The sequence below is a fragment of the Streptomyces sp. LBL genome (assembly GCF_029893585.1).
Lineage (GTDB): Bacteria > Actinomycetota > Actinomycetes > Streptomycetales > Streptomycetaceae > Streptomyces.
This window is the reverse complement of sequence record NZ_JARXYX010000032.1, coordinates 45,551-70,517: the sequence shown is the minus strand read 5'-3', so window position 1 is coordinate 70,517 and position 24,967 is coordinate 45,551. Positions and strand designations below refer to the sequence as shown.

The 24,967-nt window shown below is 70.5% G+C and carries 21 protein-coding genes and 3 pseudogenes; 10 read left to right on the top strand and 14 right to left on the bottom strand.

Translation table 11 applies throughout. The annotated features are described in order from the left end of the window. Positions 1-44 precede the first annotated feature (44 nt). From M2271_RS32475 to M2271_RS32430, 10 genes and pseudogenes are all read right to left on the bottom strand, one after another. Entirely contained in the window at positions 45-335 is a 291-nt protein-coding gene (locus M2271_RS32475) for a hypothetical protein (protein WP_280890980.1), read from the bottom strand. A 51-nt stretch (positions 336-386) separates the two neighbouring features. After that, positions 387-1,397, bottom strand: a complete 1,011-nt coding sequence (locus tag M2271_RS32470; RefSeq protein ID WP_280890979.1) for an LLM class F420-dependent oxidoreductase — start codon at positions 1,395-1,397, stop codon at positions 387-389. A 170-nt stretch (positions 1,398-1,567) separates the two neighbouring features. Further along, positions 1,568-2,410, bottom strand: coding sequence for a DUF5336 domain-containing protein (locus M2271_RS32465; RefSeq protein ID WP_280890978.1), 843 nt, complete (start codon positions 2,408-2,410; stop codon positions 1,568-1,570). Between the two features lie 161 nt (positions 2,411-2,571). Then, positions 2,572-3,555 carry an N-acetylmuramoyl-L-alanine amidase gene (locus M2271_RS32460; RefSeq protein ID WP_280890977.1) on the bottom strand — a complete coding sequence of 328 codons (984 nt, stop codon included), beginning with the start codon at positions 3,553-3,555 and terminating at the stop codon, positions 2,572-2,574. Between the two features lie 22 nt (positions 3,556-3,577). After that, positions 3,578-4,228: a class I SAM-dependent methyltransferase gene (locus tag M2271_RS32455; protein WP_280890976.1), complete on the bottom strand. Its 651-nt coding sequence runs from the start codon at positions 4,226-4,228 to the stop codon at positions 3,578-3,580. 177 nt (positions 4,229-4,405) lie between these two features. Beyond that, positions 4,406-6,145 (bottom strand): MFS transporter, encoded by a 1,740-nt coding sequence (locus M2271_RS32450; RefSeq protein ID WP_280890975.1) that lies wholly within the window; start codon positions 6,143-6,145, stop codon positions 4,406-4,408. A 269-nt stretch (positions 6,146-6,414) separates the two neighbouring features. Then, entirely contained in the window at positions 6,415-7,047 is a 633-nt protein-coding gene (locus M2271_RS32445; RefSeq protein WP_280891025.1) for a response regulator transcription factor, read from the bottom strand. 844 nt (positions 7,048-7,891) lie between these two features. Further along, positions 7,892-8,275, bottom strand: a pseudogene (locus tag M2271_RS42625) (ABC transporter permease); the annotation flags it as partial. 132 nt (positions 8,276-8,407) lie between these two features. Continuing rightward, positions 8,408-9,337 (bottom strand): hypothetical protein, encoded by a 930-nt coding sequence (locus tag M2271_RS32435; protein WP_280890973.1) that lies wholly within the window; start codon positions 9,335-9,337, stop codon positions 8,408-8,410. A gap of 181 nt (positions 9,338-9,518) precedes the next feature. Further along, positions 9,519-10,370 (bottom strand): helix-turn-helix domain-containing protein, encoded by an 852-nt coding sequence (locus M2271_RS32430; RefSeq protein ID WP_280890972.1) that lies wholly within the window; start codon positions 10,368-10,370, stop codon positions 9,519-9,521. 688 nt (positions 10,371-11,058) lie between these two features. Between M2271_RS32430 and M2271_RS32425 the strand changes: the two genes are divergently transcribed. From M2271_RS32425 to M2271_RS32405, 5 genes are all read left to right on the top strand, one after another. Further along, positions 11,059-11,403, top strand: a complete 345-nt coding sequence (locus M2271_RS32425) for a hypothetical protein (RefSeq protein ID WP_280890971.1) — start codon at positions 11,059-11,061, stop codon at positions 11,401-11,403. A gap of 196 nt (positions 11,404-11,599) precedes the next feature. Next, positions 11,600-12,112 carry a hypothetical protein gene (locus M2271_RS32420; protein WP_280890970.1) on the top strand — a complete coding sequence of 171 codons (513 nt, stop codon included), beginning with the start codon at positions 11,600-11,602 and terminating at the stop codon, positions 12,110-12,112. A gap of 1,623 nt (positions 12,113-13,735) precedes the next feature. Then, positions 13,736-14,623 carry a MaoC/PaaZ C-terminal domain-containing protein gene (locus M2271_RS32415; protein WP_280890969.1) on the top strand — a complete coding sequence of 296 codons (888 nt, stop codon included), beginning with the start codon at positions 13,736-13,738 and terminating at the stop codon, positions 14,621-14,623. A gap of 167 nt (positions 14,624-14,790) precedes the next feature. After that, positions 14,791-15,867, top strand: a complete 1,077-nt coding sequence (locus M2271_RS32410) for a Zn-dependent alcohol dehydrogenase (RefSeq protein WP_280890968.1) — start codon at positions 14,791-14,793, stop codon at positions 15,865-15,867. Between the two features lie 7 nt (positions 15,868-15,874). After that, complete coding sequence (locus M2271_RS32405; RefSeq protein WP_280890967.1) at positions 15,875-16,837, top strand: 3-oxoacyl-ACP reductase; 963 nt, start codon at positions 15,875-15,877, stop codon at positions 16,835-16,837. Positions 16,838-16,946: 109 nt separating this feature from the next. Here the strand turns inward: M2271_RS32405 and M2271_RS32400 are convergent, their stop codons facing one another. Continuing rightward, positions 16,947-17,099 carry a hypothetical protein gene (locus M2271_RS32400; RefSeq protein ID WP_280890966.1) on the bottom strand — a complete coding sequence of 51 codons (153 nt, stop codon included), beginning with the start codon at positions 17,097-17,099 and terminating at the stop codon, positions 16,947-16,949. A 97-nt stretch (positions 17,100-17,196) separates the two neighbouring features. Next, the gene (locus M2271_RS32395) at positions 17,197-18,561 is read right to left on the bottom strand and encodes a hypothetical protein (RefSeq protein WP_280890965.1); all 1,365 of its coding nucleotides are present in this window, start codon (positions 18,559-18,561) and stop codon (positions 17,197-17,199) included. Positions 18,562-18,867: 306 nt separating this feature from the next. Between M2271_RS32395 and M2271_RS32390 the strand changes: the two genes are divergently transcribed. The 3 genes and pseudogenes from M2271_RS32390 to M2271_RS32380 all read left to right on the top strand — a co-directional run. Continuing rightward, on the top strand, positions 18,868-19,785 hold the full coding sequence (locus M2271_RS32390) for a Nif3-like dinuclear metal center hexameric protein (RefSeq protein WP_280890964.1): 918 nt from the start codon (positions 18,868-18,870) through the stop codon (positions 19,783-19,785). Beyond that, positions 19,782-20,525, top strand: coding sequence for a C4-type zinc ribbon domain-containing protein (locus tag M2271_RS32385; protein ID WP_348539208.1), 744 nt, complete (start codon positions 19,782-19,784; stop codon positions 20,523-20,525). Before M2271_RS32390 ends, M2271_RS32385 begins: the two co-directional genes overlap by 4 nt. Positions 20,526-20,761: 236 nt before the next feature. Then, positions 20,762-21,418 (top strand): annotated as a pseudogene (locus tag M2271_RS32380) (histidine phosphatase family protein); the annotation flags it as partial. Here the strand turns inward: M2271_RS32380 and M2271_RS32375 are convergent. Together M2271_RS32375 and yaaA are read right to left on the bottom strand one after the other, a co-directional pair. Further along, a complete protein-coding gene (locus M2271_RS32375; protein ID WP_280890962.1) occupies positions 21,401-22,123 on the bottom strand; it encodes a bifunctional 4-hydroxy-2-oxoglutarate aldolase/2-dehydro-3-deoxy-phosphogluconate aldolase in 723 nt (240 codons plus the stop codon). The pseudogene M2271_RS32380 and the gene M2271_RS32375 overlap by 18 nt on opposite strands. Before the next feature lie 104 nt (positions 22,124-22,227). Beyond that, entirely contained in the window at positions 22,228-23,010 is a 783-nt protein-coding gene (gene yaaA, locus M2271_RS32370) for a peroxide stress protein YaaA (protein ID WP_280890961.1), read from the bottom strand. Positions 23,011-23,189: 179 nt separating this feature from the next. Here yaaA and M2271_RS32365 point away from each other — a divergent pair, with 179 nt between their 5' ends. Both M2271_RS32365 and M2271_RS32360 read left to right on the top strand, forming a co-directional pair. After that, a complete protein-coding gene (locus tag M2271_RS32365; RefSeq protein WP_280890960.1) occupies positions 23,190-23,759 on the top strand; it encodes a Uma2 family endonuclease in 570 nt (189 codons plus the stop codon). Between the two features lie 76 nt (positions 23,760-23,835). Further along, positions 23,836-24,537, top strand: a pseudogene (locus M2271_RS32360) (AraC family transcriptional regulator); the annotation flags it as partial. Positions 24,538-24,967 lie beyond the last annotated feature (430 nt).

Below are 24,967 nucleotides of genomic sequence, written 5' to 3'. Positions count from 1 at the left end.
CGGCGGGTCGGTCAGTGTGAGGTGGGAACTGTCGGGGCGGGCTGTCAGTGTCGCTGTACGCGGTTGGCGATGGCGTGGCCGATGAAGAGGTACACGACCGCGGCCAGGCCGTAGCCGGCGACGACGCGGGCCCAGGCGTCGTCGAAGGTGAACAGGTCACGGGACCAGCCGGCGAGCCAGTTGGCCGCGTCGTGGACGAACTGCACCAGGTCGTTGCCCCGGTTGGCGTCCAGCAGATACATCAGGATCCACAGTCCGAGGATGACGGCCATGATGTCCGCGACGACGGCGATGACCGTACCGGCGGAGTTGGAGCCGCTGCGATGTCGAGACATGCCTACCAGGTGACCTCGAATCCCTGTTTGAAACCAGGGGCAGGGAATGTTCTAGGAGTTGAGCTCTGCCAGCACCCGCAAGGTCTCCGGGTCCGGGGCCAGCGCCAGCAGGTCCGTCACCGGTCCCTTGCGCCACAACTCCAGCCGTTCGGCGATGCGTTCACGTGGCCCGATCAGGGAGATCTCGTCGGCGAAGGCGTCCGGCACGGCGAGCACCGCTTCCTCCCGGCGGCCGGACAGGAACAGCTCCTGGATCCGCCGGGCCTCCTCCTCGTACCCCATGCGGCCCATGAGATCGGCGTGGAAGTTGCGGGCCGCGTGGCCCATTCCGCCGATGTAGAAGCCGAGCATCGCCTTGACGGGCAGCAGCCCTTCGGAGACGTCGTCACAGACCCGCACCTGGGCCATGGGCGCGACCAGGAAGCCGTCCGGCAGATCGCCCACCGCGTCCCCGTACGCCTCGGGCCGGCCCGGCGACCAGTACAACGGCAGCCATCCGTCGGCGATCCGGGTCGTCTGAGCCACGTTCCTCGGGCCCTCCGCGCCGAGCAGGACGGGGAGCGTGGGGCGCAGGGGGTGCGTGATGGACTTCAGGGGTTTGCCGAGGCCCGTGGCGTCCGGGCCGCGATAGGGCAGGGGGTGGAAGCGTCCGTCCAGCCGCACCGGAGCCTCCCGCCGCAGCACCTGCCGTACGACGTCGACGTACTCCCGGGTCGCGGTCAGCGGCGACTTCGGGAACGGCCGCCCGTACCAGCCCTCGACCACCTGCGGGCCGGACAGGCCGAGCCCGAGCATCATCCGGCCGCCGGAGAGGTGGTCCAGGGTGAGGGCGTGCATCGCCGTGGTGGTCGGAGACCGGGCCGCCATCTGTGCGACCGCCGTGCCCAGTTTGACGGTCGAGGTCTGCGCGGCGATCCAGGTGAGCGGAGTGAACGCGTCCGAGCCCCAGGACTCCGCGGTCCACACGGAGTCGTAGCCGAGCCGCTCCGCCTCCCGCGCCAGCGTCACATGGTCCGCGCCGGGGCCGCGCCCCCAGTAGCCGAGTGCGAGCCCGAGCCGCATACGCCCTCCAGATGTCTGACGGTACGTCAGTTACGGGCTGCGACTGTACGACAACGGCCCCCCGCCCGGAAGGGCGAGGGGCCGTACCGACCTTGGCGGACCCACCGGCGGCCGACGAACGGCGAACGGCGGCCGTCGGCGGACGCACCGGCGGACGGCCGGCGGCGGCCTCAGCCGCGCTGGATCCCGCTGGTGTCCTGCAGCACGCCCCGACGGCCGTCCTGCGTCTGCGCGACCAGCGCCTGACCGCGCTGCTCGACCGCGAGGTACCAGGTACCGGGGGCGAGTTCGGCGATCGGCGCCGGCGAACCGTCCTCCGCGAACAGCGGACGCGGCACCGGAACGGCGAACCAGAACGGCGAGAACTCCGGCGCCGCTGCCGCCGGCGGCTGGGCCTGCGCGGGCTGCGGCTGGGCGCCGTAGGGCTGGCCCGGCTGCGGCTGACCGCCGTACGGCTGACCGGCGTGCGGCTGACCCGGCTGCGGGGCGCCCGGGTAGCCGTAACCACCGGGGGGCTGGGCACCGTAGGGCTGCGGGGCGGCGGGCTTGGGGGCGGGGATGAGAGCGCCCTTCAGGGCCGGGACGAGAGGACCGGCGACGGCCGCAGCCGCCATGATCAGGGTGGCGATCAGCATCAGGATCAGACCGACGCCCGCGCTCAGGCTGTCGTCGTTGAAGCCGGGCATGTTGTCGAAGCCGCCGGCCGGGTCGAAGAGGTTCCCGAGTGCGCTCCACGCGGCGAAGATGGTCAACGCGACCCCGAACTGGCCGAGGTCGAGACCGGCCGGCTTCGGCAACTGGGGCAGGCCCCGGGACACGACGACGAGCGCGGCGCCGAAGATGCCCGCCAGCACGACACCCATCAGGATCGGACCGCTTCCCCAGGCGTTGGGGAAGGCATAACTGTCCGGGGCTCCGTCGGCCGAGTAGATGTCGAGGAACGACGCGATCAACAGCAATACCGCTGCTCCGATCACCACGCCGTCGCCTCTAGTGAGGGAGCGGATATTCACTTCAAGGTCCTTCGGTTCAGTCGTCTCGTCATCGGTGGAGGCGTCGCTGTCACCATGCTGCCGTCAGGCCCCGGTGCGAAGCGTGGGGATGACCCCTCATCGTAGGGGCGACACTATCGTCCGCCCGAACAGGGTGTCCGCCCGGATCAGCGCGCTGATGACTACCCGCGCAGGAAACTCACGATTCCCTCAGAGATCCCCTGCGCCGCTTTCTGCCGCCAGGCGCCACTGGTCAGCAGTGCCGCGTCCGTGCTGTCGCGCATGTTGCCGCACTCGATGAACACCTTGGGCACCGTTGACAGATTGAGACCGCCGAGGTCCGTGCGGGTGACCAGTCCGGAACCGTCCCCGATGTAGTTGGACGGCGCAGTGCCCGTGACGCGCACGAAGTTGCCCGCCACGCGCTCGCCGAGCTCACGCGAAGGAGCGACGATCGTACGGGTGTCGGCGGCGCCCGCGTGGACACCGCCCGGCAGGATCACGTGGAAACCGCGGTTGCCGGCCGCCGAGCCGTCCGCGTGGATCGACACGACGGCGTCCGCGTGCGCCTGGTTGCCGAGCCGGGCGCGCTCGTCCACGCACGGGCCGTACGGCCGGTCGCCGTCCTGGGTCAGCTTCACCGTGGCGCCCTGCCGCTGGAGCAGCGTGCGCATCCGTTGGGCCACGTCCAGCGTGAACTTGGCCTCCTCGTACCCGGAGTTGGTGGCCGTCCCCGTGGTGTCGCACTCCTTCGAGTTCGTTCCGATGTCCACCGTACGGTTGATCGCGGCGGTGTGCTGGAAGTTGCCCGGGTTGTGCCCCGGGTCGATGACGATCACCTTGCCCGTCAGTCCGCCCTTGAGCGAGCCGGAGCCGGAACGGGCGGCGGGCGTGGAGACCGACGGGGCGAGGGTCGGCTTCGCGGAGACGCTCGCTTTGTCGTCGTCACGCGTGGGCGTCGTGGGGGAGGCGGGCGCGCTCGCCGAGGCGGCGGCTCCCACCGCGCCGGCGGAACTGCCGGAGCCCCCGCCGGTGCCGCCCACCGCCTCATACACCAGCCACCCCAGCAGGGCGCCCGGCACGAGCGCGGCGAGAGCGACGGTCAACGGGCCGCGCCGGGGACGGCGGGACTCGGACGTTTCGAAGTCAGGGCCTACGTACGACACGTCTGCGACTCTAACCGGGCCCTCAGATCCCCGTCCCCGTTCGCCGCAGCACGCGCAGCGAATCCGTCGCCGAGACCTCCGTGAACGCGCCGGACGCGAGGGCGCGGAGGTGGACGCGGTAGGGGGCCTGGCCGGTGAACTCGTCCACCGGGTCCGGGAACACGTCGTGGATGAGGAGCAGCCCGCCCTCGGCGACATGCGGCGCCCAGCCCTCGTAATCGGCGTTCGCGTGCTCGTCGGTGTGCCCACCGTCGATGAAGACGAACCCGAGGGGGGCGCCCCAGACCTTCGCGACCTGGGGCGAGCGGCCGACGAGCGCGACGACGTGCTCCTCCAGGCCCGCCCGGTGCAGCGTGCGGCGGAACGTGGGAAGCGTGTCCATCAGGCCGGTCTCGGGGTCGACCGTCTCCGGGTCGTGGTACTCCCAGCCCGGCTGCTGCTCCTCGCTGCCGCGGTGGTGGTCGACGGTGAGCGCGACGACCCCGGCCGCACGGGCCGCGTCCGCGAGCAGGACCGCGGAACGCCCGCAGTACGTGCCGACCTCCAGCAGCGGCAGCCCGAGCCGCCCGGCCTCGACGGCCGCCGCGTACAGGGCGAGTCCCTCACCCGTGGGCATGAACCCCTTCGCGGCCTCGAAGGCGGCCAGGATCTCGGGCTTGGGGGCCGCGGGCATGGGGGTCCTTTCGGTCGTACGGGGGTGCCGGTGGTGCACGGCGGTGCACGGCGGTGCACGGCGGTGCACGGCGGTGCACGGTGCATGAGCGTGTGGGAGTCAATGCTGCCGCACCCCCTGCCGCGGATGCGACAGGGGGTGCGGGGAGGGGACGGCGGGTACGGGAGCCCGGGGACGTCAGACGGAGACCGCCTGGCCCGGCAGCGCCAGGTCCAGGTCGACCGGCCGGTCGTCGCCCGCGTGGGTGGCGGACGAGGCGAGCGGGCCGTGGCCGGTGGCGCGGGCGGCCAGGACGTACGCGCCCTGGGTCGGGACCGTGAGGGCGTAGGTGCCGTCCTCGGCGGAGAGCGTCGCGCCGGCCTGCCGGCCGCGGCGGTCGATCAGGGTGACGTTGGCGCGGGCGACCGGGGTGCCGGCGGCGGACAGGACCCGGCCGCGGAAGCCGCGCAGGACCTCCTCGGCGTGCTCCAGGTTGGCGTCCTCCTCGCTGCTGGCCCGCAGCTGCGGGCCGGCAGCCGGGCGGGTGCGGGGCAGGAAGAAGGCCAGGACCATGCCGAGGACGACGGCGCCGGTCGCGATCATGAAGGAGACCCGGAAGCCGTGCATGGTCGGGATCGCCACGCCGTTCACGTTGTTCGCGGTGTTGGCGAGAACCATGCCGATGACGGCGCTGGAGACCGACGTACCGATGGACCGCATCAGGGTGTTGAGGCCGTTCGCCGCGCCCGTCTCCGAGGCCGGGACCGCGCCGATGATCAGCGCGGGCAGCGAGGAGTAGGCGAGGCCGATGCCCGCGCCCAGGAGCACCGCGATGACGAGGCTCTGCCAGGCGGCGCTCATCAGGACGAGGCCGGAGCCGTAGCCGATCGCGATGATCAGCATGCCGAGGATCAGGGTGAACTTGGGGCCGTACTTCGCGGACAGCCGGGCGTAGACGGGAGCCGTGAGCATCATGGTCAGGCCGAGCGGCGCGACCAGCAGGCCCGCGGTGACCATCGACTGGCCGAGTCCGTAGCCGGTGGCCTTCGGCAGCTGGAGCAGCTGCGGGAGAACCAGCGAGACGACGTAGAACGAGACGCCGACCATGATCGAGGCGAGGTTGGTGAAGAGCACGGCCGGGCGGGCCGTGGTGCGCAGGTCCACCAGCGGTGCCTTGAGGCGCAGCTCCATCACGCCCCACAGGACGAGCACGACCGCCGCGGCGCCGAACAGGCCGAGCGTGGTGCCGGAGGTCCAGCCCCAGTCACTGCCCTTGGTGATCGGCAGCAGGAAGAGGACGAGGCCGACGGACAGGCCGATCGCGCCCAGGACGTCGAAGGTGCCCTCGGCACGCGCCGGGGACTCGGGAACGACGAGGAGGGTGAGGACGATGGCGAGGACACCGAGGCCGGCGGCGCCGTAGAAGAGTGCGTGCCAGTCGGCGTGCTGGGCGATCAGGGCCGCGCCGGGCAGCGCGAGGCCGCCGCCGACGCCGATCGAGGAGCTCATCAGGGCCATCGCCGAGCCGAGCTTCTCGCGGGGCAGCATGTCCCGCATCAGGCCGATGCCGAGCGGTATCGCGCCCATCGCGAAGCCCTGGAGGGAACGGCCCGCGATCATGGCGAGCAGGTCGTTGGTGAGAGCGCTGAGCAGGGCGCCCGCCACCATCACCGAGAGGCTGAAGATCAGCATGCGCCGCTTGCCGTACAGGTCGCCGAGGCGGCCCATGATCGGAGTGGCCACGGCACCCGACAGGAGGGTGGACGTCAGGACCCAGGTGGCGTTGCTGGGCGAGGTGCCCAGCAGTTGCGGCAGGTCCTTGATGACCGGGACGAGCAGGGTCTGCATCACCGCGACCACGATGCCCGCGAACGCGAGCACCGGGACGACGGCCCCGCTCGCTCCGCGTGCGGGTTGGTCGGTCGACGAGTGCGTCATGAAGTGAGGCCTCCAGGCCTGGGAACGGATTCGTACTGCTTACTGCTGATCCGTGACGGAGCCGGCGTCGGAGTCGTGCTGTCGAACGTCGTGCCGCTGATCCGTAACGGGATATGTGCAGGGTGAACCACGTGCGCCCGGGCAACTATTCCGATGCTTTGGCGCACTAACGATTTTTTTAGCTTCTCTTGGGGATCGGGGGTCCGGATCTCCGGGTCTCCGGGCGGGGGAGGGCTGAGTTCTGGCTGATCAGGGTGTCCTTCGGGTGCCTACAGCCAGCCCTGGCGGCGGGCCTCCCGCATTGCCTCCATGCGGTTGCGGGTGTGCGTCTTCCCGATGGCGGAGGAGAGATAGTTGCGGACCGTGGACTCCGAGAGGTGGAGGCGGACGGCGATGTCGGCGACGGTCGCGCCGTCCGCGGAGGCATTGAGGGCGTCGCACTCGCGGGCGGTGAGCGGGTTGGGTCCGGCGCTGAGCGCGGCTGCCGCGAGCGCCGGGTCGATGACCGTCTCGCCGGTCAGAACGCGACGGATCGACGCGGCCAACTCCTCCACGGGGCCGTCCTTGACGAGGAAACCGGCGGCGCCCGCCTCCATGGCCCGCCGCAGATAGCCGGGGCGGCCGAACGTGGTCAGGATCAGCACGCGGCAGTCGGGGGTCTGGTCGCGCAGTTCGGCGGCGGCGTCCAGACCGCTCTTGCCGGGCAGTTCGATGTCGAGGAGCGCGACGTCCGGGCGGTGGGCGAGGGCCGCGTCCACGATCACGTCCCCGGCCGCCACCTGAGCGACGACCTCGATGTCGTCCTCCATCCCGAGCAACAGCGCGAGCGCCCCGCGCATCATCCCCTGGTCCTCCGCAAGCAGAACCCTGATCGACTTGGCGGGCCGGCGCTCCCGGGGCATCTCGTTCACGGCCCAAGGGTAGAGCGCGAGCGACAGGCCGGAGCCCGTCGTGTTCAGCGGTTCTGCCCACCCCACTGACCCGGGTGTCTCCACCCGCCACGGCTGACTCCGACGGCTCCGCTCTTCCCGTCGGCCCCAGGCCCTGCGGCCCTGTTCACCGGCCTCGCCGATTCAGCCGTGTCCACCGATCTCAAGGCCCCGTCGCGCCGACTGCCTCCGTCGCCCCAGATGCCCCCACCGTGTCCACCGGCCCGACAGTCTCCGTCGGCCCAAGTGCCTCCACCGGCAGTTCCGCCTTCACCACGAACCCGCCCCGTGTCCCCGGCCCGGCCGTCAGTGAGCCACCGGCCGCAGCCAGGCGTTCCGTCAGCCCCTTGAGCCCGGTACCGCCGAGAACGCTCCGGAACCCGACGCCCGAGCCCACGCCCCCCGAGGCCGCAACTGATGCCGAAGCCGAAGCCGATGCCGATGCCGATGCCGTATCCGATACCGATGCCGAAGCCGGTGCCGATGCTGTATTCGGTGCCGCACCCGACACCGGTGCCGCACCCGACACCGATACCGGCGCCTGAGCCGACGTCTCCGCCCCGACCCCGTCATCCGTCACCGTCGACCGCACACGTTCCCCGGCGCCTGCGCCTGCGCTCGCGCCTGCCCCCACCCCCGCCACCGCGACCCTGCACCGGTTCGCCTCGCTGTGCCGGAGGACGTTGGTGACCGCCTCGCGTACCACCCACCCGAGCAGGACCTCCGTCTGTGGGGGCAGCGGCGGGCCCGACTGGCTCAGGACCAGTTCGACGCCCGCCGCGGACAGCGCCGAGCGGGCCCGGTCCAGTTCCGTGGTGAGGCTGACCGGGAACCACAGGCCGCCTACCACCGCCAGCCCCAGGTTGCACACCATGTTCGCCACGCCCGTGGTCTGCGCGGTCAGCCGGTAACCGTTGCCGAGCCCGAGCAGGGTGAAGGGGGTCGAGCCGAGCCACAGCAGCACCGCGACGAGCGCCCACTGCCATACGTCCAGCCGTACGCCGTTGAGCAGCCCGCCCGCCTCGAGCACCGCGACGATCGCCGGGAGCACCGTCACGGAGCCGGCCAGCGCCCGGCCGATCACGACCTGGTGCGAGGTCATCGGCGTCACCCGCAGCTGCCGCAGCCAGCCGGTCGCCCGGTCTTCGGCGACCCCGCGGCCGGTGTTGAGGGCCGAGCCGACCGCGCCGTACGCGGCCATCTTCGTGATCGGCGGTGTCGCGATGCCGGTGAGACATACAACCCGTACTACTGATCCCCGCTCAGCTGCCTCCGGGAAGACCGGTGAGGCTGGCGGGACATCGAGCCGCTACACCCTGGAAGTCACGTGCAGTCACCGGTGGACTGGGGTGATCTTCCACTCGTGCGAGCTCTCGTCCCAGGACACTTCGACAGCGCTCCCCATGGTCTGTCGGATCACAGCGAAGTCCAGATCGGCCAGTTGCCGCAGTGCCTCGTTGGAGACGTGAGCGGATATCCGCAGCACCACGCCTTCCATGCCTGCTTGTTCCGGGGGACTTTCCGGGGTCGGTGATCGGCGGAGCGTCGTGGCCCACCGATGGATCATGGCCCGCGCCGCCTGGTAGCTGTCTTCTCCCGCCTTGCTCACCATGGTCTGGAGAAAGGGAACCAGCGCGCCGGTGAGTACCGCTGTCGTGACGACTTCCGCCAGCCCGGCGGGCGGGTTCCGGCGTTGATCCTCCTCGGCTTCGGCGAGGAACGCATCGGCTTCAGCCACCTTCCCCATGGCCAGCAGGGCGGCAGCACGCTTGTGAGCAACCCCGGGCTGCCTGCTCGCAAAGTCGATCGGTCGAATCCGCTCTCCCAGAGGTGGCTTCCAGGTGGAACCGGGCGGGTCGTCACCGTAGTAGGCCCGGCAGTACCAGGTCTCGGCTTCCTCGTACGCCCTACGCGCTGAGAGGAGGTCACCCAGATGCTCCGCGGCCGGCCGCACGTCGTAGCTGCCGTCGGTCGCCAGCGCGGCCCGGCGGTACCAGCCTTCGGCCTCACCATCCCTCCCCTGACGGGCCAGGAATTCGGCCAACATGAACTTGCTCGGGCTCTCTATCTCCGGTTCCTTTGCGGCAGCGGCACGGAACCACGTCTCTGCCTCCGTCAAAGAACCCTGGCTCAGCAGTTTGACTGCTTCGGCGTCAGCATCTCTCCCAAGTGCGCGCAGTCTGGCTGCACATTTGGTCAGGAAGGGCACTCCATAGCGGTCGCGCTCCCAAGATGCGAATTGGTCGACTTCCTGCTGTTCCATCGCGATTAGCCCCCTGGCGCTCTCTCTGCTTCCTCGTCTGGCGTGGTCCGGTGCTTGCCGACGCACATCTATCTAGCGATTTCTGCCACGTCCAACGGCCGCAAACACCATGGCAGCCGAGGCTAGTACTACAGCCGGTGGTAGTACTAGTGGGCGGTGGATTGGGTCTACCTGGCGAGTGTCACGGAGCGGGAGGCGGTGGGAGCTGGGTTGAAGCGTGGTCCCGGTAGTCCCTTGGTGGTATGCCATAGGTGTTGCGGAACGTACGGCTGAAGTCGGCGGCTCGTGGGAAACCCCAGCGAGAGGCAATTACGTGGATGGGGGTGCTGCGTAATATGGGGTCGGTCATGTCTCGGCGGGCGTTCGCCAGACGTTGCTCACGGATCCAGGATGAGACGGTGATGCCCTCTCCCTGGAAGACGCGGTGCAGGTAGCTGACGGAGATGTGGTGCGCGGCGGCGATGGCCGGTGGGGCCAGTTGGGGATCTTGCAGGTGCTGGCGGATGAATGACTGGATCTGCAGGAGCAGAGCGCGCCGGGCGCTGTTGGGCGCGCTGCTGGCGTCCGCGTCGAGGTGATGGGCGAACAGCACGGTCAGCAGTTCGAGGAGTGCCGCCTCCAGTCGCGGGCCGTCGGACGAGCGGTAGGAGGCGGTGTCGTGGGTTAGTTGCAGGAGGAATCCCGACAGCAGGGCCCCGACGCCTTCCCGGCCCGGTATTCGTTGGGTGAGGAGGCGGTCCATCCAAGGAGCGGGCAGCGGAAATCCGGCCTTGGGAACGTCGGCCCCGATCAGGGAAACCGATGGGCTGCCGAGGAGACGAAGGTGAACGGGCCGGGAGGAGTCCAGGACGTGCATGTCGAAGGGGCCGTGGACGGCTTCCCGGTCGGCCTGGGCCACTTCGGTTCTGCCACTGAGCGGCAGGAGCAGTGTGTAGACCCCAGGATCGGACTGACGGACGAGTTCCCGTGTACGCCGGATGGTCGCGGGGTCCACGACCGTGGACCACACGCGTGAGCCACCGAGCCTGAGCAAGCGTGTCTCCGCCCGGAAACCGTCCCCCTGGTTACTGCTGGAGCCGAGAGGGGGAGACGTCCCTGCCTAGTCGTTTGCGCCACGCATTGAAGCGATCGGCCGAGGGCACGTTGTCGCTCCGGAACACCTTCTCGATCATCGTAAACCCCGTTTGGATGCGGCCGAGCAGGGACGAGGGACACTAGTCAGACGTTGGTCGGCACTGGCTATTTAGCAAAAACCGCAGGTAAAGCCCTGGGGTGGAGGCTAAATTTACCCAAGCAACCGTGTCAACGGATGTCGGCCCGCAGGCGCCAAAAATGGCCAGCCGTGAGGCTGCCGCCCGTCCGGCAGCCGGCGTCGCGGCGGGAACCGGCATCGACCAGCGGCTGCTCCTATTGCCCGCGGACCCAGCCCGCTGCTGCAAGCGGCGCAGTCTCTTCAGCTCGAGTAGACGCATCTCCAAGTCACCGACGACTCAGCGCTAACGACATCCCCATGATTCGTACGGCAGCCTGTTGGTGAATCCGAAACGGACTCTCGGCCATTCCGACCGGCAGGCCGAGTCGTATCGTAATGAATCCGATCGCAGGAGGAAGAATCGATTGGGCGGCGATTGTTGGGGGCGGCCACGTCAGTGTTTGCTTGTCTGTCTTCATGGACGCTCGTGCCGAGTCCAGCGCAGGCGGCCAGTAGTCCGCACTACTGGATGTACGCGAACGAGTTCAGCACCGTAGGTAAGGGAGGAAGGGTCGATTTCTGGCCGGTCGGTGACGTCGTCGAGCTGTGTGACGGTTTGCGTGATGGCAGAAGTGCGAAACTCGGCGTCTTCGACCAGACTGGTTTCTTCACCAAGTATGAGATAGAAGCTTCCTGCTATGGAAAATACACAAAGGTCAGCGCCTTACGCGGGAGTTATTTAAACCTAGCAGAGAATCACTGTTTCAAGTTCGAAATGTATCTTCTGGATGGCGACGGAGATATCGTTCCCGGTAGCGAAGATGACGCCTGCTGGCGTAACCGTAATGACGCCAAGGTGAATTGCGATCCGTGAGCTCTGGGCTAGGTGTGCGAAAGGCGAAAAATGGATCGCGCGCTATGGAATTTCAAGGTGGCGCGGATTCACTGCTGACGACGCCTCGGCAGGCCACTCGTCAGTATCAGAAGGACCGCATGTCGACACTTTGGTATGCATTTTCGGCGCACGACCGTGACGCCGAATCATGCGCCATACCTAAAGAAGGGTGATCATGAAACGCGCAAAGAGTCTCCTGTATTCCATCGGTATCGCCGTCGCCATCGCAGGTGGCGGCGCCGCATCACCTGCGGCAGCCGAAGGCCACCCTCCTGTCGCTGCTCCGCTGGACGAAGCCATGCCGGTGGCGACACCACTGGACGAGGGCCACACGCCTGTAGTGACACCGTGGGACGCGGCCCGGCAGCCCCGGGCTACCGGTTCTGTCTGCCGCTCGAGGATCCAAACCGCCATCGCTCTCAATGAGAAAGCCCTGGCAGCCGACGGTCAGCGGCCTGACGCGGACGAAGCCGCAAGGTACAACCGGAGGACGCAGGCCGAGATCAGTTCAGCGCAAACTGACTGTCGTGGAGCGAGCCGCGCCAGGGAGATCAAGCGAGAGTTGGACGCGGCGCAAGATTCGGCGAAGGCGGCAGAACGGCACAACAAAGCCGGGGATGAGGTGCCTGCCAGGCACGCCGAGCGGGACGTGAAGGCTCACCTCAGCGAGGCCAGGGGCATGGCGTGATCGCGAGGTGTCCGGTTACGACCTGTAGACGGTGTGAGCCGGTGCAGGGACGCGGGACACCCCGCCTGAGCACACTGCGGAGCCGCAGCGGACGCGACGTGAAAGGCGCCGAGCGTTGACCCTGCGTCAGTGGCGGTGGAAGGGGCTGCTTCCTTCATGCCGAGGCGGCCCCGCCCGCTCGTCAAACAGCGGGTGGTTGGGGGTGCGTGCGCAGAATGCGGACCTTGCGGGGGGTGTTCGGTGAGTTGTTGCCGGAGTTGGCGATTCTCCACCATTGCTTGGTGCAGCGTTCTGACGAGGGCGTTCTCGGCCTGGGCGCCCAGCTGGGCGGCGTGGTGGTCGGTGCGCGCGATGTTCGCGCAAGTGGACACGCGGCGGTCCAAGGTGGGGGTGTCCCTGGTGCCGACGCGGTGGCAGAGGGCCTTGTCGCGGTTGTAGACGCACATCAGGAAGGCGTGGGGGTTGTTGCAGACGGCAAGGCTGGGGTTGCGCAGGATGGCCCTGGTCTCGATGTCGAGGAGGTCGTGGATTCCATCGCGGCTTCGCGCGGCGTAGCCAGCGCTGACCGCAGTGCGCATATGGCCGTACTGGATGGCGAGGGCGACGAGCCCGCCGGGGCGGCGAGCGATGTGCCAGGCCAATGTGCCGGGCCATGTGCGGGGTCGCGAACGGTGGCTCGGCCATGACATCCGCCAGCACCGTCTCGCACCGTTGCGAGGCCGTGCGGAAGACGTTCTCCCACGGCGCCGGGCGGAACGGCAATCCGGACTCATTCAGCCACAGCCACAGCGGTTCGGGCCCATCCGGCCCTTCGGTGAAGTACGTCATCCGCTCAGCGACGGTGGCTTCGCCCAGCGGGGTCTGGCCGACGACATCGTCCTGGTCGCGCCAGTGCAGCATCCGCCGCAGCCGCCCGCTTTGGTGCGTCACAAGCCGGCACTCGGCAAGCCGGTCGTAGCGGCCCCGGGCCTGAGCACGGCGTATCACGTCCGTCCGCGAGGACTCCACGTAGCCTTCGATCTCGCCCAGCACCACGGCGGAGGCGTAGAACGTGCGGGCCTTCTTCGTTTTGGTCACCGCTCGGGTCAGCCGGGCCGCTGTAGTAGCGGCCTCCCTCCAGTCGCGTGCGGGAAACTTCGAATGTCAGCAGTGAGGCCGCCTCGGTCAGGCGCATCCCCGACGACAGCAGCAGGTCCGCGTAGGCGCTGTTGCGGTCTTCAAGTCGGCCCACCCATCCGGCATCTGGCCTGCCCTCGGCCGCAGGTCGATCCCGTCGACGGCGCGTACCTCGCCGTACGTCCTGACTGCCCCCGTGAAGGACACAGCCGGTGGTGTCCCCTTCGTCCCCGTCGTCTTCGTCGTCCCCGTCGTCTTCGTCATGCCTACGACGCTACGGATCCCGGGCCCCCGCCCGGCAGATGCGCTTGTACGGACTCGGGCAGGACAAATGTCACCGAGCCCGCGAACTGACGCACCGTCAGTAGCCTTCACAAGTGGCGGACGCTCGGCTATACAGAGGGCGCCGGACTGGAACGCGTTCTAGATCGGCCCGTGACGACCTCGGTGCGGCCGACGGTGCGGACGGCCGCACCGGGGTCTTTCGCCGCCACTGTCAGGAGCCCCATGCCCATCGACGCAGCGCAGGCCCTCGGGGCCGAACCCCGGACCGGCGAGATCGCCTGGGACCACAAGGACGTGCAGCTCTACCACCTCGGCGTCGGAGCCGGTATCCCCGCCACCGGCCCCGACGAACTGCGCTACACCCTGGAGTCCCGGCTGCACGTCCTGCCGAGCTTCGCCACCGTCGCGGGCGCCGGTTCACCGGGCGTGATCGGCGGCCTGTCCATGCCGGGCGTCGACGTCGACCTCGCCAGGGTCCTGCACGGCGGCCAGGCGCTCACCCTCCACCGTCCGATCCCGGCCCAGGGAGCCGCCACCGCCACCTCCCGCATCGCCGCCGTGTACGACAAGGTCAAGGCCGCCGTCCTCGTGATGCGCACCGAGGTCACCGACGCCGACGGCCCGCTGTGGACCAACGACGCCCAGATCTTCGTACGGGGAGAAGGCGGCTGGGGCGGCGACCGCGGCCCCTCCACCCGCCCGGAACCGCCCACCGGCGAGCCCGACCGAACCGTCGAACGCCCGATCCGCGAGGACCAGGCCCTGCTCTACCGCCTCTCCGGCGACTGGAACCCGCTGCACGCCGACCCCGAGTTCGCCAAGCTCGCCGGCTTCGAGCGGCCCATCCTGCACGGGCTGTGCACCTACGGCATCACGCTCAAGTCGGTCGTGGACACACTGCTCGGCGGGGATGTGAACCGGGTGCGGTCGTACGCCACCCGGTTCGCCGGGGTCGTGTATCCGGGGGAGACCCTGCGCATCCGCATGTGGCGGCAGGACTCCCCGGCAGTAGCCCCGGCGGCGCCCCGGCCGGCAATCCGGGTGGCGGTCAGTGCTGTCGATCGGGACGACGCACCCGTCCTCGCCGACACCGTCGTCGAACACACCTGAGCCATCGAGAGCACTTGAGTCGTCGAGAGCACTTGAGTCGTCGTGAGCACTTGAGCCGTTGAGCCATCGAGCGCCGTCGATCCATCGAGCCTTGAGTCGTCGAAAGTGTTTGAGTCGTTGAACCGTTGAGCCGCTGAACCGTTGAGCTTTCCGAGGGGAGCCGCACCATGCGCGCAGCCGTACTGCACGAGATCGGCCAGGACAAGCTGGAGATCCTCGACGACGTCGAGGCGGTGGGCTTCGGCCCCGGCAAGGTGCGGATCCGGGTGCGGGCCACCGGGCTGTGCCACTCGGACCTGTCCGCGATGAACGGCGTCCTGCCCCAGCCGGCCCCCTTCGTGCCGGGGCACGAGGGCGCGGGCGAGATCCTCGAAGTCGGCGAAGGCGTCGGCCACTTGAAGGCCGGCGACCGGGTGGTCGTGTGCTGGCTGCCGGCCTGCGGGACGTGTCCCGCCTGCAAGCGGGGGCAGACCGAACTGTGCCTGGCCGGGTTCATGAACGCGGGCACCCCCAACTTCAAGCGCCCCGGCGGGGACCTCTTCGGCTTCGCGGGCACCGGCACCTTCACCGAGGAGGTCGTCGTCGACGCCGGCTGCGCGGTGCCGATCCCCGACGACGTGCCCTTCGACATCGCCGCCCTCATCGGCTGCGGGGTGACGACCGGGCTGGGCGCCGCGCTCAACACCGCGGACGTGGAGGCCGGTTCGTCGGTCGCCGTCATCGGCTGCGGCGGGGTCGGCATCTCCGCCATCCAGGGGGCGCGGCTCAAGGGCGCCGCCGAGATCGTCGCCGTCGACCCGGTCGCCGCACGGCGCGAGGCCGCCCTCACGTTCGGGGCCACCAGGGCCGTCTCACCGGACGAGCTGCCCGCCACCAAGCAACAGGTCACCGCCGGCGAGGGCTTCGACTACGTCTTCGAGGTCGTCGGCAAGGCCGCCACCGCCCGGACGGCATACGACAACACCCGGCGCGGCGGCACGCTCGTCGTGGTCGGCGCGGGCGCCATGGACGACTTCCTCCAGCTCAACATGTTCGAGCTGTTCTTCGACGAGAAGCGGATCCTGCCGTCCATGTACGGCGGCGGCGACGTCCTGCGTTCCTACGAGCGGACCATCGCCCTGTGGCGGGCGGGCCGCGTCGATCTGGCCGGCCTGATCACCCACCGGGTGCCGCTGGCCGAGATCAACGAGGCCCTCGACCAGATGCGCACGGGGGCCTCCCTCCGTACCTGCATCGAGATCTGAGGCCGGCATGTCGCTGTCACCGTCACCGCCACCGCCGCTGCCACTGGAGGGGCTCTCCGCGATCGTCACCGGCGCCGGACGCGGGCTCGGCCGGGCCGAGGCGCTGGAACTGGCCCGGCTCGGCGCCGCCGTCGTCGTCAACGACTACGGGCAGCCCGGCCGGGACGGCTCGGGCGAGGCCTCCACCGCGCCCGCCGAACAGGTCGCCGCGGAGATCCGCGCCGCGGGCGGAACGGCCCTGGCCCACACCGGGGACGTCGCCGACTTCCACCAAGCCCGCCAACTGACCGAGTTGACGGTCGCGGAGTTCGGGAAGCTGGACATCCTGGTCAACAACGCGGGCATCCTGCGCGACCGCATGGTCTTCTCCATGACCGAGAACGAATGGGACGCGGTGATCCGGGTCCACCTCAAGGGCCACTTCAACACCACCCACTTCGCCGCGGCACACTGGCGGGAGCGGTCCAAGGCGACCGGCGGGCCGGTGTACGGGCGGATCGTGAACACCTCCTCGGAGGCGTTTCTCGCCGGATCGGCCGGACAGCCCAACTATGCGGCGGCGAAAGGCGGAATCGTCGGGCTCACCACGTCGACGGCCCTCGCGCTCGCCAAGTACGGCGTGACGACCAACGTCATCTGCCCGCGCGCCCGCACCCGGATGACCGAGGACGTCTTCAACGGCCTCGCCCGCCCCGATGACGGACTCGACCCGCTCGCCCCCGAGCATGTCGCCCCGCTCGTCGGCTACCTGGCCTCGCCCGCCGCGGCCCGCGTCAACGGACAACTGCTCGTCGTCCACGGCGGAATGGTGGCGGTCGTCGAACGACCGCGCGTGGCCGCGAAGTTCGACAGCAAGCAGGACACCTTCAGCTACGACGAGCTGGACGCCCTGCTCACCCCGCACTATGCGGGACGCCCGGACGGCGAGACCTTCGCGGCGGCCGAAGTGCTGGGCCTCAAACGGGAGTAGGCCTCGGGAGCAAACCTCGCGAGCAGGCTTCGCCTCGAAAGCAGGCCTCGAACGAGAGTGGACACAAACCGGCCCCGCCCCTTCGACGAGGGGCGGGGCCGGGTGCCGTTCAGGCCGCCGACTCGGCCTGCTCGGCCGGTTTGCGGTGACGGCCGCTGGCCGCCCTCTCGCCGTCGTGGTCCGCGACCGGACCCCGGTGTTTGCCGTGTCCCGTGGAATCCTGGACGTCGGCGGTCGGCTGGTTCGTGCTGGCGTCGTTCATCGGAAGTAACTCACCCCGTCAACATGATCCTTCTTACAGCCGGGCGAGTTTATCCAGCCCCCCACGGACCGGATCCAGGCGGCCACGCCAACTGGCACTAGTTCGTTACAAGACGTCCCAACGGCGCCTGCTGCAAGGGCACAGGGCGGGGTGCGACCGGGGCCGGAGGTTCCGGTGGTGAGGGTTCGCCCCACTCCGGGAAGTAACCCCCCGACCCCGTCCGTACGGCCGTACCGCCACCCTCGACCGGCTCCTCCGGACCACCGCCCACCGGGCCTCCCGCCCCCGCGGCTCCAAACCCCACGGCCCTCGCGCCCACGGCCCTCGCGCCCACGGTTCTCGCCCACGCTGTTCCCCCCGCCGCGCCCGCGCCCCCTGTTCCCCCGGTCTCCACCGTCTCCGCCGTCTCCCCCGTCTCACCCCTATCTCCTGTCTCTCCCGAAGGGGCATACACCCGTGCGAGTCCGCAGGGCGCCTCGGCCGTGGCGTACGGCAGGTGGAGCACCTCGTCCTCGGTCCAGCGGCCGGCCCCCGCCAGCCACCCCTCGGGCGCCCGAAGGTGTTGGATCTGCCGGGCCGCGGGTCGCCACACGCCGATCCAGCCGCCCAGGGGAGCGTCGATCCTGAGCGCCACCGCGCAGCTCTCCGGCGCCAGGATCTGCCCCGGCTGGATCGCGAACGGCGTGACCGTGCAGCCGTCCACTCGCAGGCACTCGGGGAAACGCACCGGCAGCGTGCTGCCCAGCACGCCCCAGCCGAGCCGTTCCCGCCCCGGCGAGGGCGCGTCCGAGCGGATCAGCAGCAGTCCGCTGTCCGGGTCGGCGAGCAGCAGCCGGTCATCGCTGTCCGCCGCGATCTGCAGCAGCGGCGAGACCTCACCGGCGCGCTCCAGGTCCACCACGACCGTCTTCGTCCGGCCCCCGATCTCCCGGTCCAGCGCCAGCATCCGTCCCGTGCCGTCCAGCCACACCCCGCCCGAGCAGCGGCCCGGCACCTCCGCGAGGTGCTCCGGCCCGAAGGCACCGCCCGCCACCTGCCACACCGCGCTGGACCGCCGGCCGACGGCGAGGGCGTACGCGGTGGCACCGCCCGGCGCGGGCGGCAGCAGCCGCAGCCGGGTGCCCTCGTCCGGGCACTCGACCGCGCCGAGCGGCAGCTCACCGGTGTCCGGGCCGGTCGGGTACAGCAGCGAGAAGGTGTGCCGCCCGTCCGTCAGCCGCCGGATGAGCACCCGGCCGTCGCCCATCGGCTGCACCTCGGTTCCGGGCTCCTCCGGCTGGTTGCCGGGCAGCGGTACCGCGTACGGCTCGGGGCCGTCCAGGGTCCAGCGCTCCGGGAACAGGGAGCCGCCGCTGCGGGCGAGGCGGGCGGCGTAGCAGCCGTCGAATGTGATCGCGCACCCTGCCTGCGGGGTCCGTCCGTCTTCGTCCGCCATGGCGGGCTCGGCCGCACAAACCGTCATTGTTCGGTCACCTCCGGCGAAGAAGCTAGTTTTCGTACGCACGGACGCGGGACCGACGGGCGGTCACTTCACACAAAGGGATGGCCCAGGAACGATTCGCCTGAGGAGGTCGGGGCGAGTGTGCTGGGCGGGGGCACCGGCGGCGGCCCCGGTTCAGCGCCGGAGAGCGGCCGCCCCGGTTCAGCGCCGGAGAGCGGCCCCGGTTCAGGGGCAGAGCAGCGCCGGTTCAGTAGGGAAGGCGGTACCGGTTCAGTAGGGAGAGCGGCACCGGTTCAGCGAAAGAGAACAGCCAGGTAGCCTAGCCCCGTGCCCCGTCTGCCTGAAGTCATCGCCGCTCTGGAGAACCTGTGGCCCGCCGAGCGGGCCGAGTCCTGGGACGCGGTCGGCACCGTCGTGGGCGACCCCGGCCAGGAGGTCACACGGGTCCTGTTCGCCGTCGACCCGGTCCAGGAGACCGTGGACGAGGCGGTGAAGCTGGGCGCCGATCTGCTGGTCACCCACCACCCCCTCTACCTGCGCGGTACGACGACGGTCGCGGCCTCCACCTTCAAGGGCCGTGTGGTGCACACCCTGATCAAGAACGACATCGCGCTGCACGTGGCCCACACCAACGCGGACACCGCGGACCCGGGCGTCTCCGACGCCCTCGCGGGCGCGCTCGACCTTCGTGTCGTACGGCCGCTGGTGCCGGACCCGACCGATCCGTCCGGCCGCCGGGGCCTGGGCCGCGTCTGCGAGCTGGACCATCCGTTGCCGCTGAGGGACTTCGCGGCCCGTGCCGCCGAACGCCTGCCCGCGACCGCGCAGGGCATCCGCGTGGCCGGCGACCCGGAGGCCACCGTCCGCACGGTCGCCGTCAGCGGAGGCTCCGGCGACAGCCTCTTCGACCAGGTCCGCGCGGCCGGCGTCGACGCCTTCCTCACCGCGGACCTGCGCCACCACCCGGCCGCGGAGTTCATGGCGGCTGACGCCGGCCGTCCCCTCGCGCTGATCGACGCGGCGCACTGGGCCACCGAGTGGCCCTGGTGTGAACTGGCCGCCGCCCAGCTCGACGAGATCTCCGACCGGAAGGGATGGGACCTGAGGGTCCACGTCTCCAAGACGGTCACCGACCCCTGGACCGCCCACGCGGCGTCCTCCGCCCACCCGTCACCCGCCACCACCCCTCCGAGGAGCGCTTCGCGCGCCCCCTCTGACTCCGACCCACTGGGAGCCCCCAACTGAACGCCGAGCCCGCCGACCAGATCCGCCTCCTCGACGTCCAGGACCTCGACGTCCGTCTCCAGCAGATCGCGCACAAGCTCCGGTCGCTGCCCGAGCACGCCGAGATCGAGTCGCTGGCCAAGGACCTCACGCAGCTGCGCGACCTGCTCGTGGCCGCGCAGACCGAGGAGAGCGACACCGCCCGCGAGCAGATCAAGGCGGAGCAGGACGTCGACCAGGTGCGTCAGCGTGCCGTCCGCGACCAGCAGCGCCTGGACTCCGGCGCGGTCACCTCCCCGAAGGACCTGGAGAACCTCCAGCGCGAGATCGTCTCCCTCGCCAAGCGGCAGGGTGACCTGGAGGACATCGTCCTGGAGGTCATGGAGCGCCGCGAGTCCGCGCAGGAGCGGGCCGCCGAGCTGACCGAGCGGGTCGCCTCCGTCCAGTCGAAGATCGACGACGCGACCGCCCGCCGGGACGCGGCCACCGAGTCGCTGGACGGCGAGACGGCCACGGTGACCAAGGAGCGCGAGGTCGTCTCCGCCACGATCCCGGCCGACCTGCTCAAGCTCTACGACAAGCTGCGCCAGCAGGTGGGCGGCGTCGGCGCGGCCAAGCTGTACCAGCGCACCTGCCAGGGCTGCCGCCAGGAACTGTCGATCACCGACTTCAACGAGGTCCGCGCGGCCGCGTCCAACACGGTGGTGCGCTGCGAGAACTGCGGCCGGATCCTGGTGCGCACGTCCGAGTCCGGCCTGTAGGGGCTGCTGCGGTGCGGGAGTTCATTGTCGAGGCCGACGGCGGGTCCCGGGGCAACCCGGGGCCCGCGGGCTACGGCTCCGTGGGTGTGGCGGAGTCTGCCGGGGGAGGAGCCGCCAAGGACGGGGCCAAGACCGGGACCAAGACCGGGACCGAAGCCGGGACCGAAGCCGGGACCAAGACCGGGACCAAGACCGGGGCCAAAGCCGGGGCCGATGTCCGTGCCGCGCGGACCGTGGCCGCCCCCGGGTGGGCTCCCGCCGACATGGGACCGCCCGCGACTTTCGTACTCCTTCGGCACGGGGAAACGCCGCTCACGCCGCAGAAGCGGTTCTCCGGGAGCGGGGGCAGCGATCCGTCGCTCTCCGACACCGGGCGCGAGCAGGCCCGGCGGGCCGGTGAGGCGCTGGCCCGACAGGGCACCGTCCAGGGCATCGTCGCCTCGCCTCTCGCCCGTACCCGCGAGACCGCCGGGATGGTCGCCGCCCGGCTCGGACTCGACGTCACGATCGACGACGGACTGCGGGAGACCGACTTCGGGGCCTGGGAAGGGCTGACCTTCGGCGAGGTGCGCGAGCGTCACCCGGACGACCTGAACACCTGGCTGGCCGACCCGGACGCCGAACCCACCGGCGGCGGTGAGAGCTTCGTGGCGACCGCCGCCCGGATCGCCGCCACCCGGGACCGGCTGGTCGCGGCCCACGGGGGCCGTACGGTACTGCTGGTCACCCACGTCACGCCGATCAAGACCTTCGTACGGCTCGCCCTCGGCGCCCCGCCCGAGTCCCTGTTCCGCATGGAACTGTCGGCGGCCTCCCTGTCGGTGGTCGCGTACTACGCCGACGGCAACGCGAGCGTCCGGCTCCTCAACGACACGTCACACCTGCGTCCGTGAACCGTCCCTGAGCCCTGCCGCCTCCCGGGCCAGCGCCTCGACCCGCGCCCAGTCCCGCGCCTCGATCGCGTCCTGGGGGAGCATCCACGTCCCGCCCACGCACCCGACGTTGGGCAGCGCCAGATACTCCGGCGCGTTTCCCGGGCCGACCCCGCCGGTCGGGCAGAACCGCGCCTGCGGCAAGGGGCCGGCCAGCGCCTTCAGATACGCCGTGCCGCCCGCCGCCTCGGCCGGGAAGAACTTCATCTCCCGCACCCCGCGCTCCAGCAGCGCCACCACCTCGGACGTCGTCGACACCCCCGGCAGGAACGGCACCCCCGACTCCCGCATGGCATCGAGCAGTACGTCCGTCCAGCCCGGGCTGACCAGGAAACGCGCCCCGGCCGCCACGGCCTCGGTCACCTGCGCCGGCGTGATCACGGTGCCCACGCCGACCACGGCGTCCGGCACCTCCGCGACGATCGCCCGGGCCGCGTCGAGCGCGGCGGGCGTCCGCAGGGTCACCTCGATCGCGGGGAGCCCGCCGGCGACCAGCGCGCGGGCGAGCGGTACGGCGTCGGCGGCGTCTTCGACGACCACGACAGGGATGACGGGCGCGAGATCCAGCAGAGACCCGGACCCGGACCCGGACCCGGACTCGGATACGGACCCGGACGCGGACGCGGGCGTGGACGACGGGGGCGAGGAAGGCACGGAGGCGGGCATGGCCTCATCGTGCCCTGGAGCAGCAACATACGCAAAGGGTGTTGCGCATGCTGCAACAGGCCGGTTGTGCGAGGTCGAGCGGGTTCAGCGACGTCGAGCGAGGTTCAATGGACCTCGGCCACCAGCACGTCCAGCGCCCACACCGCCCCCGCCGTCACCGGCGGCGCCACCTCCACCACGTACCCGAGGTCCCGCAGCGCCTCCACCAGCTCCGCCGGGCCCTTCGGAGCGGCCCCGGCGGACAGCAGACTGCGGACGATCTTCCCCTTCGTCGCCTTGTTGAAGTGGCTGACGACCTTCCGGGTCGGCGCGTGCAGCACCCGTACCGTCGCCGTCCGCCCGGCGACCTCACCCATCGGCTTCCACGCGGCCGCGTACGCGGAGGACCGCAGGTCCAGCACCAGCCCGCCCCCGGCCGCCTCCGGCAGCGCCGACGCCATCGGCGTACGCCAGTGCGCGCCCAGCGCGCCGAGACCGGGCAGCTTCACGCCCATCGAGCAACGGTAGGAGGGGATCCGGTCGGTGACCCGGACCGCGCCCCACAGCCCCGAGAAGACCAGCAGGGACCGGCCGGCGCGCCGCTTCGCCGCCGTCTCCAGGGACGCCAGGTCGAGGGCGTCGTACAGCACCCCCGTGTAGATCTCGCCGGCGGGCCGCGCGCCGGCCGTCCGCAGCTCCGTGTTCTTCGCGACCTCGCCCCGCAGCCCCTCGCTCAGCCCGAGCACCTCGCGCGCCTTGTCCTCGTCGGCGGCGCACAGCTCCACCAGCTCCTCGATCACCGCCGCACGCGCCTCGGTCAGCTCCGGCAACGCCAGCGACTCCAGCTTCAGCGGGGCGCCGCGTCCGGACGAGGCCTTGCCTTCGGAGGGCGGCAGCAGGACAAGCACGGGATCGATCTCCTTCGATTGAGCTCCGGACAGCGTACGGCGGCGTGCCACCACCCCGCCCCGGCCCTCCGCCGCACCGCACCGCACCGCACCGCACTGCACTGCACCGCACCGCACTGCACTGCACTGCACGGCCCCGCCGGACTGGAGAGCGGCTGCCGCTGGGGGAACGGCTGCGGATGCGGCTCACGCAGCGCGATCCGACAGCGGCACGAGCGCGCGGCTTCCTCGCCCTGCACACCCCGGAGGGATTCCGGGCGGAGCTGGTCGAGGGGGAGATCGTTGTGACGCCGCTGCCGGACGGGGATCACGAGGACTACATCAGCCGGATCGCCAAGCAGGTGATCCGGCGGTCCGGGACCGACATGGACTTCTCCGGGAACAAGGGCCTGAGGCTGAAGAGCGGGGGCGCCTGCCCGAAGAACCATGCGATTCCGGACGTCACCTTCGCGCCCGCGCACCTGCTGCTCTTCCGGGGCGCCGACGCTTGGATGCCGTGCGAGGGCGTCGCCATGGTCATCGAGGTGACCTCCACCAAGCCGGTGGCCGACCGCGAGGCCAAGCGCCATTGCTACGCCCGCGGAGGCGTCCCCCTCTATCTGCTCGTCGACCGCGACGACTCCTCGATCACGCTGTTCAGTGACCCGCAGAAGGACGAATACCGCCAGCACTGCACCCTCCCCTTCGGCAAGCCCCTCGCCCTCCCCGAGCCCTTCGCCTTCGACCTGGACACGAGCGACTTCCTCTGAGCCGCGCCGCACGGCATGAAACCGGGACCTGAAAGCGTTGCATCCCCGAGGATTCGAGGACGTCAGGGGGACGACGATGAGAGCACGGGAACAGGCCCGGTGGACCAGGGCCCGCCTCGGCCGCTGCGGACCGCCCCTCGACCTCCTCACCGCCCGCTTCGACCGGCACGTCTACGCCTCCCACGCACACGACGAGTTCAGCATCGGGGTGTGCGTGGACGGCTCCGAGGTCATCGACTACCGGGGCGGCCGCCTCCGGCCCGGCCCGGGCGCCATCGTCGTACTCGCCCCCGGGGAGATGCACACCGGCGGCCCCGCCGCGTCCGACGGCTACGCCTACCGTGCCCTGTACCCAGATCCCGCCCTCCTCGCCGACGGCGCCCTCGGCGGTCACCCGTACTTCCGCGAGCCGCTCGTCGACGACCCCGAACTGGCCGCCGCCCTCAGCTGCGCCCACGCCGAACTCAGCGCGTGCCCCGACCCGTTGGAGGCGGAGTCCCGCCTGCCGTGGCTGCTCACGGCGCTGACCCGGCGCCACTCCACTGCCCGCCCGGCCGGCGATACGATCCCCGGCGCGGACCGTATCGCCCACGCCGTACGCGACCGTCTCGCCGACGACCTCCTGGCACCCCCCTCCCTCGCCGACCTCGCCGCCGACCTGGGCCTGTCCCGCTACCAACTCCTGCGCGCCTTCCGTACGACGATGGGGATACCGCCGTACGCCTGGCTCGCCCAGTACCGGGTGACCCGGGCCCGCGGACTCCTGGAGTCCGGCCTGCTGTGCCCTGGGCGCCGCCATCCTGCTCCCCTTCGCGATACGCGGCGGCGGACTGATCCGGACCGTCCGCACCCACTGGCTGCCGATGCTGGGCTTCGCGTGCATCGAGATCATCGGCCCCTGGTTCACCCTCACCGACGCCGAACGCCACCTGTCCAGCTCGACAGCCGGTCTGCTGATCGCGGGCGTCCCGATCGTCGGAGTGGTCACGGCCCGTTTCTTCGGCGACACGGAACGCCTGGGGGCACGGCGGGTGAGCGGCCTGGTGCTGGGCCTGGCCGGCGTCGCCGTACTCACCGTCCCCCACCTGACCGGCGGCGACGCCCGTTCCCTGGCGGAGGTGTTCCTGACGGTGGTGGGCTATGCGACGGCGCCCTTGATCGCCGCCCGGTGGCTGAAGGACGTTCCGACGCTCCAGCTGACAGCCCCC

Excerpts from the sequence above, each read along its gene's own strand:
- M2271_RS32475 (WP_280890980.1), bottom strand. The coding sequence starts at position 335 with ATGTCTCGACATCGCAGCGGCTCCAACTCCGCCGGTACGGTCATCGCC.
- M2271_RS32470 (WP_280890979.1), bottom strand. The coding sequence starts at position 1,397 with ATGCGGCTCGGGCTCGCACTCGGCTACTGGGGGCGCGGCCCCGGCGCG.
- M2271_RS32455 (WP_280890976.1), bottom strand. The coding sequence starts at position 4,228 with ATGCCCGCGGCCCCCAAGCCCGAGATCCTGGCCGCCTTCGAGGCCGCG.
- M2271_RS32450 (WP_280890975.1), bottom strand. The coding sequence starts at position 6,145 with ATGACGCACTCGTCGACCGACCAACCCGCACGCGGAGCGAGCGGGGCC.
- M2271_RS32445 (WP_280891025.1), bottom strand. The coding sequence starts at position 7,047 with ATGCCCCGGGAGCGCCGGCCCGCCAAGTCGATCAGGGTTCTGCTTGCG.
- M2271_RS32435 (WP_280890973.1), bottom strand. The coding sequence starts at position 9,337 with ATGGAACAGCAGGAAGTCGACCAATTCGCATCTTGGGAGCGCGACCGC.
- M2271_RS32425 (WP_280890971.1), top strand. The coding sequence starts at position 11,059 with ATGTACGCGAACGAGTTCAGCACCGTAGGTAAGGGAGGAAGGGTCGAT.
- M2271_RS32420 (WP_280890970.1), top strand. The coding sequence starts at position 11,600 with ATGAAACGCGCAAAGAGTCTCCTGTATTCCATCGGTATCGCCGTCGCC.
- M2271_RS32415 (WP_280890969.1), top strand. The coding sequence starts at position 13,736 with ATGCCCATCGACGCAGCGCAGGCCCTCGGGGCCGAACCCCGGACCGGC.
- M2271_RS32410 (WP_280890968.1), top strand. The coding sequence starts at position 14,791 with ATGCGCGCAGCCGTACTGCACGAGATCGGCCAGGACAAGCTGGAGATC.
- M2271_RS32405 (WP_280890967.1), top strand. The coding sequence starts at position 15,875 with ATGTCGCTGTCACCGTCACCGCCACCGCCGCTGCCACTGGAGGGGCTC.
- M2271_RS32400 (WP_280890966.1), bottom strand. The coding sequence starts at position 17,099 with ATGAACGACGCCAGCACGAACCAGCCGACCGCCGACGTCCAGGATTCC.
- M2271_RS32395 (WP_280890965.1), bottom strand. The coding sequence starts at position 18,561 with ATGACGGTTTGTGCGGCCGAGCCCGCCATGGCGGACGAAGACGGACGG.
- M2271_RS32375 (WP_280890962.1), bottom strand. The coding sequence starts at position 22,123 with ATGCCCGCCTCCGTGCCTTCCTCGCCCCCGTCGTCCACGCCCGCGTCC.
- M2271_RS32365 (WP_280890960.1), top strand. The coding sequence starts at position 23,190 with ATGCGGCTCACGCAGCGCGATCCGACAGCGGCACGAGCGCGCGGCTTC.